The following is a 14,268-nucleotide window of genomic DNA, read 5'->3' on the forward strand; positions in this document are numbered from 1 at the left end:
CACTTCTGTTTCGTCTGTTCGGGGCGCACCCCGTTCATCAATTCTCGCCTGCGGGCGCCTCTGCCCCATCCAAACCGGCAATGCCGTCAAGATCAGGTTCGCCGCCCAAGGCCACAATCACCTGTAGCGCACGTTGTTGCAAGTCCGAGGTCGTCTCGGCATCTGCCAGAATGGCTTGATACCGCTCAACCGCCGTCTCTGGGGCACCGGTTTCAATGTCGATCAACGCCAATTGTTCCACCGCCAACAGCCGCAGCGGGTTGCCCGGCTGCGCCATCGCCTCAAAGGACAGGCGGCGGTCATCTGCCGGTGTCATGCCCGCTTGCAAGGTCAAGGACTTGAACTGCGCAATCTGGCGGTAGATCTGCGGCACTTCGCCGTCGATGGCCAATGCATCAAGGGTTTCGACAGCTGCGGCCGCATCGCCCGAGGTGGATTGCTCGGCTGCGGTCATCAGGCGCAACACCGCCTTTGCCCCCGGCGTGCCCGCGTCAATCGCCGCCAACTGGCTGGCACGTGCGGCGCTTTCGTTTTGTTCAAGCGCGTTCAGCATCGCATCGCCCAGGGCTTCGGCCTGCGCCTTGCTTTGTGCCTTTTGGTATTCGTTCCATGCAGCCCCGCCGACGACCAGAAAAATGGCAAGGACCGCGATCCAGCCATAACGGCGCAGCATTTTATAAAGCCGATCCCGACGGACCTCTTCGTTGACCTCTTCGATGAAACTGTCGGTATCGCTCATTGCGCCTGCCCCCGGCCTTCGATTTTGACCCTCTTAGCCTGCCTACCGCATCAAGCCAAGGCCTTGCCCGCTCTGTATCTGCCTGATTTTCCGGCTTGCAATCGATTCAATATAAAAAAAATGCGCACCTAAACTAGTCAGTTTAGATAACATACCCTAAATAGTGCCCATGGCCGGGCCTGAAGGGATTGGTCCATCAAATTATTGCGAGGCACTCAGATGCGCATTTTCTCCATTTTGGCCGCTTTGGTCGTGACCGTTATTCTGGCAATGTCAATTTTGGCCCGCCCACAGCTTATGGCCCTTCTGGGCATGAACGGCGACGCCGAGGCGGCGCAGGACAGCACATTGACCACCGGCGAAGCGGGCACCGCAGAGGCCGCAACACAAAAACTGGTCAAGGTTCTGGTGCGCAAGGTGATCGCGGAACAAGTGGACAGCGCGGTGATCCTGCGCGGCCAAACCGCCGCCGCGCGGCAGGTCGATGTGAAATCTGAGACCTCTGCCATTGTTGCCTCTGCACCGCTGCGCAAGGGCACCACCGTTGAGGAAGGTCAGGCGCTTTGTGTGCTGGACCCCGGCACGCGCGGCTCTGCACTGGATGAGGCACGCGCCCGTCTGGCTGAGGCGCGGTCCCGCGTCCCCGAATCCGAGGCCCGCGTAGACGAAGCGCAAGCGCGGCTTGAAGAGGCCAAAATCAACCAGAACGCTGCCTCCCGCCTCATTCAGGACGGTTTCGCCTCGCAGACCCGTGTGGCCTCTGCCGATGCCTCGGTTGCGGCAGCCAAGGCGGCGGTCAGTTCTGCCACCTCCGGCCTATCCTCCGCAAAGGCCAGCATCGAAGCAGCGACAGCATCTGTGGCAAGCGCCGAAAAAGAGATTGAACGCCTGACCATCCGCGCGCCCTTTGGCGGTTTGCTGGAAAGTGACACGGCGGAACTGGGCAGCTTGCTGCAGCCCGGCGCCCTTTGCGCAACAATCATCCAGCTTGATCCGATCAAGCTGGTGGGTTTCGTTCCGGAAACGGAAGTGAACCGCGTCAGCCTTGGCGCCCGCGCCGGTGCGCAACTGGCCGCCGGCGGCAAGCAGGTCTTTGGCGAGGTGGTGTTCCTGTCTCGCTCTGCCGATCCGCAAACCCGCACCTTCCGAGTAGAGATCGACGTAGCAAACAGCGATCTGGCGATCCGGGATGGCCAAACCGCCGAGATCGGCATCGCTTCTGCAGGTGTCAAAGCACATCTCATTCCACAATCGGCGTTGACCCTGAATGACGATGGCGCTTTGGGCGTTCGGATGATCGATGACGCAGCAGTCGTGGCATTTGCCCCTGTCGAGATCATGCGCGATACGCCCGATGGCATCTGGGTGACGGGCCTGCCCCTTGAGGCGGATATCATTGTGGTCGGTCAGGAATACGTCACCGCAGGCGTTACCGTTGCGCCGACCTGGGAGGAGTTGAGCCAATGACCGGTATCGTCGATTGGGCCGCTGGCCGTGCCCGAATGGTGATGGCCTTTATCCTGCTCAGCCTCGTGGTGGGCGGGTATTCCTATTCCACACTTCCCAAAGAGGGTGAGCCGGACATTGAAATCCCGGCTCTTTTTGTATCGGTCCCTTTCCCCGGCATTTCGGCCGCAGACAGTGAGACACTGCTGGTCAAACCGATGGAGACCGAACTGGCCGATCTCGATGGCCTGAAAAAGATGTCAGGCACCGCAGCGGAGAACTACGCCGGTGTGGCGCTGGAGTTTGAATTTGGCTGGGACAAGACCAAAATCATGGCCGATGTGCGCGATGCGATGTCCACGGCCGAGGCGAATTTTCCCGAAGGCGCTGAAAAATACACGATCAACGAGATCAATTTTTCCGAGTTTCCGATCATCATTGTAAACCTCACCGGCCCCGTGCCGGAACGCACCATGGCCCGCGTGGCCCGCGACCTTCAGGACGATCTTGAGGCGCTGGATGCGGTGCTTGAGGCCGGTCTCGCGGGTGACCGCGACGAGATGCTTGAGGTCTTGATCGATCCTCTGCGCCTTGAGGCTTATAACGTGACGGCGGGCGAATTGATCAATGTGGTCAAGAACAACAATCAATTGATTGCTGCAGGCGAAATCGAAAGCGAGCAAGGCTCCTTTGCGGTCAAGATCCCCTCGTCATTTGACGAGCCCCGCGATGTTTACGCCCTGCCGGTCAAGACCAACGGCGACCGGGTTGTGACCCTTGGGGATCTGGCCGAGATCAACCTGACCTTCGAAGACCGCAAAGGCACCGCCCGCTTTAACGGCGAAAAGACGTTGGCGCTTCAGGTCGTCAAACGCAAGGGGTTTAACCTGATCGACACCGCGCAACTGGTCAAGGAAATCGTGGCCGAACGCAGCGCCGAATGGCCCGATGGCCTTCAGGCGGCAGTGACGGTCGGCACCTCCAACGACCAGAGCCGCATCGTGGACAGCATGGTGCAACAGCTTCTTGGTTCGGTCTTTACCGCCGTGGCGCTGGTGATGATCGTGGTTCTGGCAGCGCTTGGCATTCGCGCGGCGTTGCTGGTTGGTTTTGCAATTCCCACCTCGTTCCTGTTGTGTTTCGCCTTTTTGGCCCTGATGGGGATCTCGATCTCAAACATCGTGATGTTCGGCCTGATTTTGGCGGTCGGGATGCTGGTGGATGGCGCAATTGTGGTCGTTGAATACGCCGATGCCCGTCAGCAGGAGGGCGTCGGCCCGATGCACGCCTATGTGGATGCGGCCAAGCGGATGTTCTGGCCGATCATCAGCTCCACCGCGACAACGCTTTGTGCCTTCCTGCCGATGCTGTTCTGGCCCGGCGTACCGGGCGAATTCATGGGTATGCTACCTGTGACCTTGATCTTTGTTTTGTCTGCCTCTCTGGTGGTGGCCTTGGTCTATCTGCCCGTGATGGGCGGGGTCACAGGCCGGCTTGAGCGTTGGATGGCCAACAACATGGAGGCCATTGCCGGTCTGCGCTGGTATCTGCATATCCTGCTGTTCCCTGTTGCACTGGCCATGATCTTGCTGCCAATGGCAGGCATGCCGCCGCTTTTTGCTGTGATCTCTGCCCGCTTTGCCGAGATGGACGCGCTGAATGTGATTGGCTCTGTGGTGCCAACCTTTGCTGTTGTGTTCCTCTGTGTGGTCGTGCTGGCCGCGCTGCTGGCGGTCGGGCTGTCGGGCGCGATGATGGGGCTGCTGTCGTTCTTCGGCATTTTCACCCGTTTGGGGCGCGGTGGTCGCTGGGTCACCTCGAAACTGTTCCGCAAACCCCCTGACAAGATCAACGCAGGCTACCGCCGCAACGGTTTTGGCCGGGTGATCGCCTTTATTGCGGGCAATCCGGTGATGCCGTTGGCCATGGCGGGGATTGTGTTCGTCTTTGTCGGATCGGTCCTGATCTACTTTTCCAACAACTCCAAAGGGGTTGAGTTCTTTGTGGAATCCGAGCCGGAGCAGGCCATCGTTTATGTGCTGGCCCGCGGCAACCTGAGCCTCGATGAAAAGGATGCGCTTTTGCAAAAGGCCGAAGAGATCGTTTTGCAGCATCCCGGCATCCAGACAGCCTTTGCCTTTGCCGGTGAAGGAGGCTTGGACAGCAACACCGGCGGCGCCGTCACCCCCAAAGACAGCATTGGGCAGGTACAGCTTGAAACCATCCCGTGGGAGGATCGTCCGAACCGCAGCTCTGTCCTGTTCACGGTGCCCTTCGTCGGCTTCGAGGTGCGCCGTGAAACGCAGGATCCGGCCTATGACGGGGATGTCATTATCGCAGAGCTGACCGAACAGTTGGAGAATATTCCCGGCATCCGCGTTGAAATTTTGGCACAGGCCCGCGGCCCGGCTTCGGGCAAGCCCGTGCATCTGAGGCTCAAGTCCGACAGCTATACCGACCTGATCGCAGCAGCGGCGCTGGCGCGGGAACAATATGAAAAGACCCCAGGCCTGACCCTAATCGAAGACACCCGCCCCCTGCCCGGCATCGACTGGAAAATCGACGTGGACGTGGAAAAAGCGGGCCGCTATGGCGCGGATGTTCTGACCGTTGGCGCGATGGTGCAATTGGTTACACGCGGCTTGTTGCTGGACACGATGCGGGTCGACAGCTCGGACGAAGAGATCGAAATCCGCGTGCGCCTGCCCGAAAAAGACCGCGTGCTCAGCACGCTGGACACGCTTAAGGTGCGCACAGCTGATGGGTTGATCCCGCTGAGCAATTTCATCACCCGGACGCCGGTGCCAAAGCTGGCCGAGGTCAACCGTGTGGATCAAAAGCGCTATCTTGATGTCAAGGCGGACGTGGCGCCCGGCCTGATGAAGCTGGTCAAATCCACCGGCACCGACCGGACCGATGCGACAGTGACCCTCGCCACTCTGCGCCCCGCGGGCAATGACGCGGATATCAGAACCGTCGATGGCATCGCCTACAAGATCACCGACCGCACAGAGGCGGCGGGCGATACGGACCTGCAAGCCGGACTGTCGGCGGGCGAACTTCGTCTGGTTCCGATCAATCCCAACGAACGGATCGCCGAGATCACCAAATGGCTGGACACCAAGCCGCTGGGCCTTGGCGTGACCTATGAATGGACCGGAGATCAGGAAGATCAGGCGGAAAGCCAGGCCTTCCTCAGCTCGGCCTTTACCGCCGCGCTGGGTCTGATGTTCATCATCCTGCTGGCGCAGTTCAACTCGTTCTATAATGCGGTTCTGGTGCTGTTGGCGGTGGTTCTGTCGACCACGGGCGTGCTGATCGGAATGCTGGTGATGGATCAAACCTTCTCGATCATCATGACCGGCACCGGCATTGTCGCGCTGGCGGGGATTGTGGTGAACAACAACATCATCCTGATCGACACCTACCAGGAATATGAACGCTACATGCCACGGATTGAGGCGATCATCCGCACCGCGCAGGCACGGATCCGGCCGGTGCTCCTGACCACGATCACAACAATGGCGGGCCTCGCACCGATGATGTTCGGGCTTAGTCTGAACTTTGCCGAGGGTGGCTATACCATCGACAGCCCAACCGCGCTGTGGTGGAAACAGCTGGCAACGGCTGTGGTCTTTGGCCTTGGGATTGCAACTGTGCTGACCCTGATTGTCACGCCGTCAATGCTGGCCATCCGGGTCTGGGCGACGACCTATATCCGTTGGGTGGCACGTCTGCTGGCCAAGATGTCACTGGGCCGGGCCAGCCGCGCCGCGCAAGACTGGTCGCTGCAACGGGACGCCCGGCGCAAAAACACCCATGAGATCATCTGGGATGACAGCACCGCCGCGGCGCCTACACCAGCGGAATAGCAACCGCGCCTTCGTCTGGGCTCCGGCCCTCACAGCCGCCCCAAAACCAAAATCGCCCGCAGTGCGCAACACTGCGGGCGATTTCGTTTGTGAGTGCAACAAGCGCGGGCACCGCCGCAAGAATTGAATAAATGGGTCCAGACCCAGAGCAACAACCACCGCAGTGACGGCGGACCACCACGCCCCTGCTTCATTTGGCAAGAAAAACTCAATCCCGCCCGAGCGACAAGCACACTCGCCTGCGATGATGCGGCGATTAGCCCTCTTCGGCCTGCTGGCGATGCCACAGCTGCGCATAGCGGCCATCCTGCTCCAGCAATGCGTCGTGCCGCCCTTGCTCAACAACCTTGCCCTTTTCCAAAACCACAATCAGATCAGCATCTGCAATTGTGCTCAACCGGTGCGCGATGGTCAGAACCGTGCGCCCCTGCCCGGCCCGCATCAAAGCGTCCTGAATTTCATGCTCTGTCTCGCTGTCCAGCGCCGAGGTCGCCTCATCCAGCAGCAGGATTGGCGGGTCTTTCAACAAGGTCCGCGCAATGCCCACCCGCTGTTTCTCGCCGCCTGACAGTTTCAGGCCACGCTCACCCACCGTGGTGTCATAGCCATCGGGCAGGCCGACAATAAAGTCGTGGATCTGCGCGTCCTTTGCAGCCGCTTCGACCTCTTCCTGGCTGGCTCCATCGCGGCCATAGGCAATGTTGTAGCGGATCGTGTCATTGAACAGCACCGTGTCCTGCGGCACCACCCCGATGGCCTGATGGAGGCTCAACTGGGTCACATCCCGCACGTCCTGCCCGTCGATTTTCACCGCGCCGGATTGCACGTCATAAAACCGGAAGAGCAGCCGCCCGATGGTTGATTTGCCCGATCCGGTAGAACCGACAATCGCAACGGTTTGCCCCGGTTTGGCATCAATGGTCACGCCGCTGAGAATGGTCCGGTCCGGGTCATAGCCAAAAACCACGTTTTCCAATGTGACCTGACCGCCATTGACCTTGAGATCCGGGGCATCGTCGCGGTCCCTGATCTCGGCCGGTTGTTCCAAAAGGCCAAACATCTGGCCCATGTCCACCAAGGCCTGACGGATTTCGCGATACACCGTGCCAAGGAAATTCAACGGCACGGTGATCTGCACCATATAGGCGTTGACCATGACAAAATCGCCCACCGTCAATGTGCCGTTCTGCACGCCAACCGCGGCCAGCACCATGACGCCAACCAGACCGCAGGTGATGATCAGGGATTGACCAAAGTTCAGGAAAGCCAGCGAATAGTTGGTCTTGATCGCGGCAACCTCGTAGCCTTCCATTGCCGCATCATAGCGGGCGGCCTCGCGCGCTTCGGCCCCGAAATATTTGACGGTTTCATAATTCAGCAGGCTGTCGATGGCCTTTTGATTGGCATCGGTGTCCTGATCGTTCATCTGGCGTCGCAACTTCACCCGCCATTCGGTCACGGCAAAGGTGAACCAGACATAAAGGCCGATGGTGACCGCGACGATGGCCAGATACCACGCATCAAACAGGATCGTCAGGATCACCCCGATCAACAGCAGCTCAAGGATCAGCGGCCCGATGGAGAACAGCAAGAACCGGAGCAGGAACTCGACCCCCTTTACTCCCCGCTCAATGATCCGGGACAGGCCGCCGGTCTTGCGGGTGATATGGTAGCGCATGGACAGGCGGTGAATATGGTTGAAGGTCTCTAGCGCCAGCATCCGCAAAGCCCGCTGGGCGACGCGGGCAAAAATCGCATCGCGCAACTGTTGAAAGCCCACGGTCATAAGCCGTGCCATGCCGTAAGCCACCGTCAGACCAATGGCCCCCAGTGCCAGCATCGGCACGCCTTCACCCGCCAGCTTGTCCACTGCCCCTTTGTAGAACAATGGCGTGGCCACCGAGATCAACTTGGACACAACCAGTGCCACCATGGCCCAGACCACCCGGTGTTTGACCCACGGCATATTTGACGGCCACAAATAGGGTGCCACCTTGCGCAGCACCAAAAGCGCCGATTGGCGTTCGGCCTGATCGGCCAGTTCAGCATCACTCAGCAGTTTTTTGGGATCGCCGGATTTGGCAGGCGCGGCGCGGGCTGTATCAGAAGGCATAGGAGTTCCAGTTCGGGTTCCCCGTTACATAGGCCGCTGATCCGGCAGTTGCCAGTGGTTGCGGTTTTTTCCGGCTTTCATCACCCCACTTGCAGGACAATTCTTCCGATCTGACCCTTTTCGCCAAAGGCCATTTGCGCCACCCCAATATCCGCAACCGGATGGGTCTCTGGCAACGGAGGGCTGATCTCTTTGCGCTCAATGCGCCCATCAAAATTGACAAACCCATGTACAGGTGGTCCAAGGGCGGCACATTCCAATCTGCCTTGAAAACGGGACGCCCCTTCCATGACCGCCACAAAACGCATCGTGCTATCAAGTGACCACTCGGCTATTGATCTGCGCCAAACAATTGCCGCGCATATCACGTCGCTTGGGTGGGAGGCCGTGGATATCGGCCCAACAACACCTGAAAGCACCCATTACCCAGATCATGGGGAAGCCGCCGCGCAAAAGGTGGCATCGGGCGATTGTCGCTTCGGGATCATCCTGTGCGGCACGGGTCAAGGGATCATGATGGCGGCCAACAAGGTCAAAGGCGTGCGCTGCGGCGTCTGCTCTGACACCTTCTCGGCCGCGATGATCCGACAGCACAATGACGCCAACATTCTGTCTTTGGGCGCAAGGGTGATCGGCGAAGGGCTGGCGTTGAGCATCGTCGACGCCTTCCTAAGTGCCGAGTTTGAAGGCGGACGCCACGCGATCCGCGTTGACATGATCAAGGCTCTTGAGGCCTAGACCCAACTCTCGCCAGCGCCTGAAGCAGGCACCCGGGGCTTTGCCCCGGACCCCAGAGGTTTAAGGGCCAAATGAAGAAAAAGGCGCTCTTGTCTTCATTTGGCTAAAAAACCTCCGGGGGAATCGACGCGCAGCGGCGATGGGGGCTGGCCCCCTTTTCCATCAGTCGGGCAGATCAAACACCTGTCCGGGGTAGATTAGATCAGGGTCGCGGATCGCATCGCGATTGGCGTCAAACACCCGCACATAAAGCAACCCGTCACCGTAACGGTCCCGCGCAATGGCCCAAAGCGTTGCACCTTTCTGGACCGTGATCGCTTTGATCGGCCCTTCAAGGTCTTGCGTGGCCTCGGTCAGAACCGTCTGGGATTCACGTTTGAAGGGGGTTTCAAGCCGGTGTGTCACGCTGCCGGATGGGGCAAGCCCGTCAACCCGCAGGGTATAGATGCCCGCCGCGATGCCTTGCACCGTACCGCCCCAACGCCCGTCATCGGCAACCGGGAAATCGGCGATTGCAGCATTGTCCAGATAAGCCCGGACGCTGCGTGTGTCACCCTTTGCCCGGCCCGACAGCAAAACGTCGCCGTTGTCTGCATAGCTGATCGTGTCAAGTGCGACGCTATTGTCGATCACCGGCGTGGCAGGGTTGAGCAATTCAACACCTTCCGAGGTGGATTTGAGCACCGCCACCTGCGCTGGGGCTTCTTCCTTAGGCGTTTTCTCGGCCTTGGGTTCGACCTTGGCTTCGGCTGTCGGTGCAGCCTCTGCCACTTTGGTCTCAGTCGGCTCTGGCACAGTTACTGATGCTGCGGGTGCAGCTTCAGCCGTTTCTTCCGTTGTTGTTTCTGCGGTGGCGACGGTTGCGGGGGCTGACGCGGCAGGTGCTTCTGATACCTTCGGTGCATCGGTGGGTTCAACGTCTGCTGCGGCGACCGCTTTTGCCGGTTCCGCTGTTTCGGTCGGAGCCTCCTGCATCGCCTGCGGGACCGCTGCCGAAGGCGTGGCGCTTTCGCTGCTTTCTTCCCCGGCTTGCGCGACTTGGGGCGCCGGTTGGGTCACGTTTTCTGACGCTACCTGCGCTGTGGGCTCGGGCGTTACCGGCGTTGCGATCTGCGCTGTCTGCGGCGTCTCACCTGCCTTGGCTGGTGGCTCTGCCGCAGCTGTCACATCCACGGTTTGCGGCGCTGTTGCTTGGGTTCCCGTTTCTGGCGCTTCCGCTTCGGCTTTGGCTTCCGCTACGGCTCCGGCGTCCGCTCCGGCGTCCGCTTCTACTTCGGCTCCGGCGTCCGCTTCGACTTCTGCCACCACCACAGGTGCAGACAGCGGCGCGAGAATGATCTCGCCCTCCGACAAGACCTCAGCCCCGTCGATCACCTGCAACAAGGACAACGCATGCGGCTTTCCGTCAGGCAGGATCATCATCAAGGCCGCAAACTTGCCCGACCCATCAGCCGTGGTTTTGGCAATCTGCACGCCATCTTGAAGGATTTGTACAACTGCACCCGGCACCGCGCGTCCGGCGATCACTGTCATCCCGTCCGCCTCGCGGCGCACTTCGTCAAAGGCTGGCGGCAGGGGGGCTTGGACCACCTCTGGCTCTTCCGAGGGGACTTCGGCTTCTGGCTCTGCTGTGGTTGGGGTCTCCGCGTCCACGTTTACCTCAGGCGCGGGGGCGGTTTCCGGCTTGGTCGCGCTTGCGGTTTCGGTCTCCTGCACCACCGGCGCGGGGTCTGGCTCTACCTGTGCAGCGGGTATCACGGCGACGCTGTCCTCGCGGCCAAACTGCACCCATGCCACCACTCCCGCGATGACCACACCGATAACACCCGCCACCGTGACGCCTGACGCGCCACCCAGACCGGCCAAAAACTTGCTCATGACTTTCGTTCCCCCAAGGTTGAGCCTTTCTAGCAAGCAGTCTAACACGGGTCAAAACGCGCCCCCAAAGCGCTGCATTTTTTTTGGCTCAGGAGGCAACATGGCACAGAAATCAGTTTGCGTTTATTGTGGATCGCGGCCCGGCGACGATCCGGCCTATACCGCAGACGCAGAAGGTTTGGGCCGCGGATTGGCCAAATCGGGCCTGCGGCTGGTCTATGGTGCGGGCGATGTCGGGCTTATGGGAAGCGTGGCACGGGCCGCGCAATCGACGGGTGGAACCACCTTTGGTGTGATCCCCAAACACCTCGTCGACTGGGAGGTCGGAAAGACCGATTTGACCAGTTACGTGGTGACGGAAACCATGCATGAACGCAAAAAGGTGATGTTCATGAACTGTGACGCCGTGGCGGTCTTGCCCGGCGGTGCAGGGTCATTGGACGAGCTGTTCGAGGTGCTGACCTGGCGGCAACTGGGCCTGCATGAGAAACCCGTTTATCTTGTAAATACAAATGGTTATTGGGATCCGCTCATGTCACTGCTGGAGCATGTCGTTGCGCGCGGCTTCGCGGATGCCAGCGTGCTTGGATATATCACGATTTGCGACAGTGCTGCGATTGCATTGGATAAGATTCAAACCGATTTGACCTGACGAAATGGGCATCTCCTCAGGTCTTTTTGGATGCTGCGGCGGGCGGCCAGGCCGAGGATTGGCGACCAACTTTCAGTGGCCGGAAAGCCAACGTCAGGCGCCGTCAGTCCAAGTTTCGACCGTAAAACCGGGCAGCGGCGCAGGTGGACTTGCCGGAACCGCGCTGCGGCTGCCGCCTCCCAAAATGGCCTGCGACAGACGTTCAAATCAGTGATCTGAACAGATTGCATCATGTGGCGCGTTTGCCACATCTGCTAGGGCCAAAACCGGTCTCCGGTGGCCAGGCCCCTGCCCCGCCACCGGATTGCACAAGCTTAGGCTGCGGCCAACTCCGTGCTCACAATCTTTTCGATCTCGTCAATCGGGTGATTGGTCAGTGTTTTGGGCACTTCGCCGATCACCTTTTGCGTGACCTCCTGATGCAATTCCTGCCGCAATTCTCCCAACGTGTTGGGCGGCGCGACGATCACCAGCTTGTCGAACCGACCCTTGTGCGCCTGTTTGTAGAGAATATCTGCAAGGTCATGGGCAAACCGGTCCTTGGCCAGTTCATGCCAATCCGTATCATCAACCGCTGAACGATGCACGGAAGGTCCGTCGTTGAACCGTCCAGGCCGATTGGCGGCCTGCTCGCGGTTGGGTGGATTGTCCTGTTCCTCTTCGCGGAAGACTTCGAGAAAAGGATCTTGGCCGTCCGTCTTGTTTTCAAGAAAAAGGGCTTTTTCGCCATCTGCGATCAAAACCCAAGTGCCATTGTCGATCTGGGTCATGCTGCATCTCCATGGTTGCGTTTGTCTTGGCCGGTGACGCGGGTCGCGCCAGCGGGGCGTTCCTTGGCGCGTTTTTCCTCATCCTGCGTCGCCACATCGCGTTGCAAATCTCCGCCGGAGCGGCCTTGCTGGCTGATCCGGGTGGTGTCTCCGAGGATCTTTTCGCTGTCTTTGCTGCCGTCGTTGGAGCGGTGTCGCTCTGCCATTGGGGCCTCCTGTTTGTTGTATTTCCATCTGAAAATCAACGTTTGGGGGGCGGAGTAGTTCCATTGCGAGGTCTGTCTGAACGCTGTTTCTCAAGCCGAAATCATGGACGGAACTCGCCGGGTGGCGCCCGGCTCAGGTCAGGCAAGATCGCCTCGCGGTGACCGAGCTGTTGAAGGTTCTAGTTGACGGGAAAGGTAAGGATGCCGGCGGCTTGGCGGATGCAAATGTGCATCGACAGCCAGAATTGGTCGGGACGCAGCGTGCCGGCCGTGCGGCACGCTGCGCATAACTTAGAAAGGGCTTACAGGCGCGACGCCACGTTTTCCCAGTTCACAAGGTTGTCGAGGAAGTTCGACAGGTAGTCCGGACGGGCATTGCGGAAATCGATGTAGTAGGAATGCTCCCATACGTCACAGCCGAGCAGCGCAGTCTGGCCAAAGCACAGTGGGTTCACGCCATTTTCTGTTTTGGTCACTTTCAAACCACCGTCGGTGTCCTTGACGAGCCATGCCCAGCCAGAGCCGAACTGACCCGCGCCAGCCGCTTTGAATTCGTCTTTCATCTTGTCGACAGAACCAAAGCTTTCGTTGATCGCTTTTTCAAGCTCGCCCGGCATCGCATTGCCATCCGGCCCCATCATTTCCCAGAACTGGTTGTGGTTCCAAAGCTGGCTGATGTTGTTGAAGATACCATTCTGCGCAACGGCACCCGCATCATAGGTGCCCTTGATGATCTCTTCGAGCGATTTGCCCTCCCATTCGGTGCCCTCAATGGCTTTGTTGCCGTTCACAACATAAGCATTGTGGTGCTTATCGTGATGAAATTCGAGGGTTTCAGCGCTCATGCCCTTTGAGGCAAGAGCATCGTGTGCATAAGGAAGATCGGGAAGTGAAAAAGCCATGAGGTGGGCCTCCTGATTAGAAATTGCGTCTGCATCACATGGAGTGCCTGAAGGGCATTCGTCAAGGTCCAGTCGTGCAAATGGAGGCTATAGGCGTTATTTCGTCCGTTTCCTGCAAACCCCTGTCGCACGCACACCGGTGTCATAATGGGCCGGTATAGCAGTGACTTCGACCTTGCCCGAACTCTTGCTCAGAGAGGCGCGGTATCGAAAGTTGTTGAAGGTGCGGCCGCTGTCGGCTCTTGCGTTTGTCACCACCCATCTGAGGATCATCCGCTTGCTGTCGTTCCTCAGAACTTTGGTTTCAAGTGGGGCGTTGTTGAAGTGCAGCACCACCCCATCCACGACCTTCACGTCGCCTTGTTCTTCAACGACAAAGGCCATTTTGGGCGTGATCCAGCCATAGGCCTTATCGGTACCCTGCAGGTCGCAGTCATACATATAACCGGGGGATGCCGCCGCAGCTTTCGCAAGAAGAGACATAGCAACGACAGAAAACAGAAAATTCTTCATTACATCATCCTAGTCTACTTGATCTTTTTGCAGGTGCCCGAGGCACTGATCACATTGTCATAACCATGACGCTGCCCGCTCAAAGTGAACTTGTTTAGAGATGTGAATAGCGTGACGCGATAGCTGTTGATGCCTTTGCCGCCGTTTGTCGCCTTGAGGCCTCGTAATTTCCACTTGAAAGTAAAAGACGTGTCAGAGCGTGCGGACCAATCAACTGGAATGGGCGCTTTGTGAAGATGATTGATCATCGAATCAAAGGCCGATCCGACCTTTGCCTCGGTGTCATACGCAAGAATGATCCGCTCAGGCACCCAGCCTCCACTACCAAAATGCTTGGTTTCACAATCGTAGGCTTCAGCCATCGCGCCCATTGGCAAAGCGAGAGCCGTCATGGCGGCAAGGAAAAAACGAGTCATTCATTCATCTTTCAGTTGTGTTT

The 14,268-nt window shown here is 58.8% G+C and carries 12 protein-coding genes; 4 read left to right on the plus strand and 8 right to left on the minus strand.

The window, feature by feature from the left end; translation table 11 throughout:
- Window positions 1-37 precede the first annotated feature (37 nt).
- Window positions 38-739 (minus strand): hypothetical protein, encoded by a 702-nt coding sequence (locus K3754_RS12345; RefSeq protein ID WP_259937736.1) that lies wholly within the window; start codon window positions 737-739, stop codon window positions 38-40.
- Window positions 740-958: 219 nt separating this feature from the next.
- Here K3754_RS12345 and K3754_RS12350 point away from each other — a divergent pair, with 219 nt between their 5' ends.
- Complete coding sequence (locus tag K3754_RS12350; RefSeq protein WP_203210785.1) at window positions 959-2,206, plus strand: efflux RND transporter periplasmic adaptor subunit; 1,248 nt, start codon at window positions 959-961, stop codon at window positions 2,204-2,206.
- Entirely contained in the window at window positions 2,203-6,057 is a 3,855-nt protein-coding gene (locus tag K3754_RS12355) for an efflux RND transporter permease subunit (RefSeq protein ID WP_259937737.1), read from the plus strand. The genes K3754_RS12350 and K3754_RS12355 overlap by 4 nt, the downstream gene beginning before the upstream one ends.
- A gap of 256 nt (window positions 6,058-6,313) precedes the next feature.
- Here K3754_RS12355 and K3754_RS12360 read toward each other — a convergent pair whose 3' ends face one another.
- Complete coding sequence (locus K3754_RS12360) at window positions 6,314-8,170, minus strand: ABC transporter ATP-binding protein/permease (protein WP_259937738.1); 1,857 nt, start codon at window positions 8,168-8,170, stop codon at window positions 6,314-6,316.
- Between the two features lie 288 nt (window positions 8,171-8,458).
- On the opposite strand from K3754_RS12360, the gene rpiB reads away from it, so the two are divergent.
- Window positions 8,459-8,908, plus strand: a complete 450-nt coding sequence (gene rpiB / locus K3754_RS12365; protein ID WP_203210782.1) for a ribose 5-phosphate isomerase B — start codon at window positions 8,459-8,461, stop codon at window positions 8,906-8,908.
- Window positions 8,909-9,070: 162 nt separating this feature from the next.
- On the opposite strand, the gene K3754_RS12370 is transcribed toward rpiB, so the two are convergent.
- A complete protein-coding gene (locus tag K3754_RS12370; protein WP_259937740.1) occupies window positions 9,071-10,786 on the minus strand; it encodes a LysM peptidoglycan-binding domain-containing protein in 1,716 nt (571 codons plus the stop codon).
- Between the two features lie 100 nt (window positions 10,787-10,886).
- Here K3754_RS12370 and K3754_RS12375 point away from each other — a divergent pair, with 100 nt between their 5' ends.
- Complete coding sequence (locus K3754_RS12375; RefSeq protein ID WP_259937742.1) at window positions 10,887-11,438, plus strand: TIGR00730 family Rossman fold protein; 552 nt, start codon at window positions 10,887-10,889, stop codon at window positions 11,436-11,438.
- Window positions 11,439-11,752: 314 nt separating this feature from the next.
- On the opposite strand, the gene K3754_RS12380 is transcribed toward K3754_RS12375, so the two are convergent.
- From K3754_RS12380 to K3754_RS12400, 5 genes are all read right to left on the minus strand, one after another.
- Entirely contained in the window at window positions 11,753-12,208 is a 456-nt protein-coding gene (locus tag K3754_RS12380; RefSeq protein WP_203210779.1) for a host attachment family protein, read from the minus strand.
- Window positions 12,205-12,414: a hypothetical protein gene (locus K3754_RS12385; protein ID WP_203210778.1), complete on the minus strand. Its 210-nt coding sequence runs from the start codon at window positions 12,412-12,414 to the stop codon at window positions 12,205-12,207. Before K3754_RS12385 ends, K3754_RS12380 begins: the two co-directional genes overlap by 4 nt.
- Before the next feature lie 302 nt (window positions 12,415-12,716).
- On the minus strand, window positions 12,717-13,316 hold the full coding sequence (locus K3754_RS12390; RefSeq protein ID WP_203210777.1) for a superoxide dismutase: 600 nt from the start codon (window positions 13,314-13,316) through the stop codon (window positions 12,717-12,719).
- A gap of 96 nt (window positions 13,317-13,412) precedes the next feature.
- Window positions 13,413-13,829 (minus strand): hypothetical protein, encoded by a 417-nt coding sequence (locus tag K3754_RS12395; RefSeq protein ID WP_259937744.1) that lies wholly within the window; start codon window positions 13,827-13,829, stop codon window positions 13,413-13,415.
- A gap of 14 nt (window positions 13,830-13,843) precedes the next feature.
- Window positions 13,844-14,245, minus strand: coding sequence for a hypothetical protein (locus K3754_RS12400; protein ID WP_259937745.1), 402 nt, complete (start codon window positions 14,243-14,245; stop codon window positions 13,844-13,846).
- Between the last annotated feature and the right edge of the window lie 23 nt (window positions 14,246-14,268).

This window comes from Sulfitobacter sp. M368 (assembly GCF_025141875.1).
Classification (GTDB): Bacteria; Pseudomonadota; Alphaproteobacteria; order Rhodobacterales; family Rhodobacteraceae; genus Sulfitobacter; species Sulfitobacter mediterraneus_A.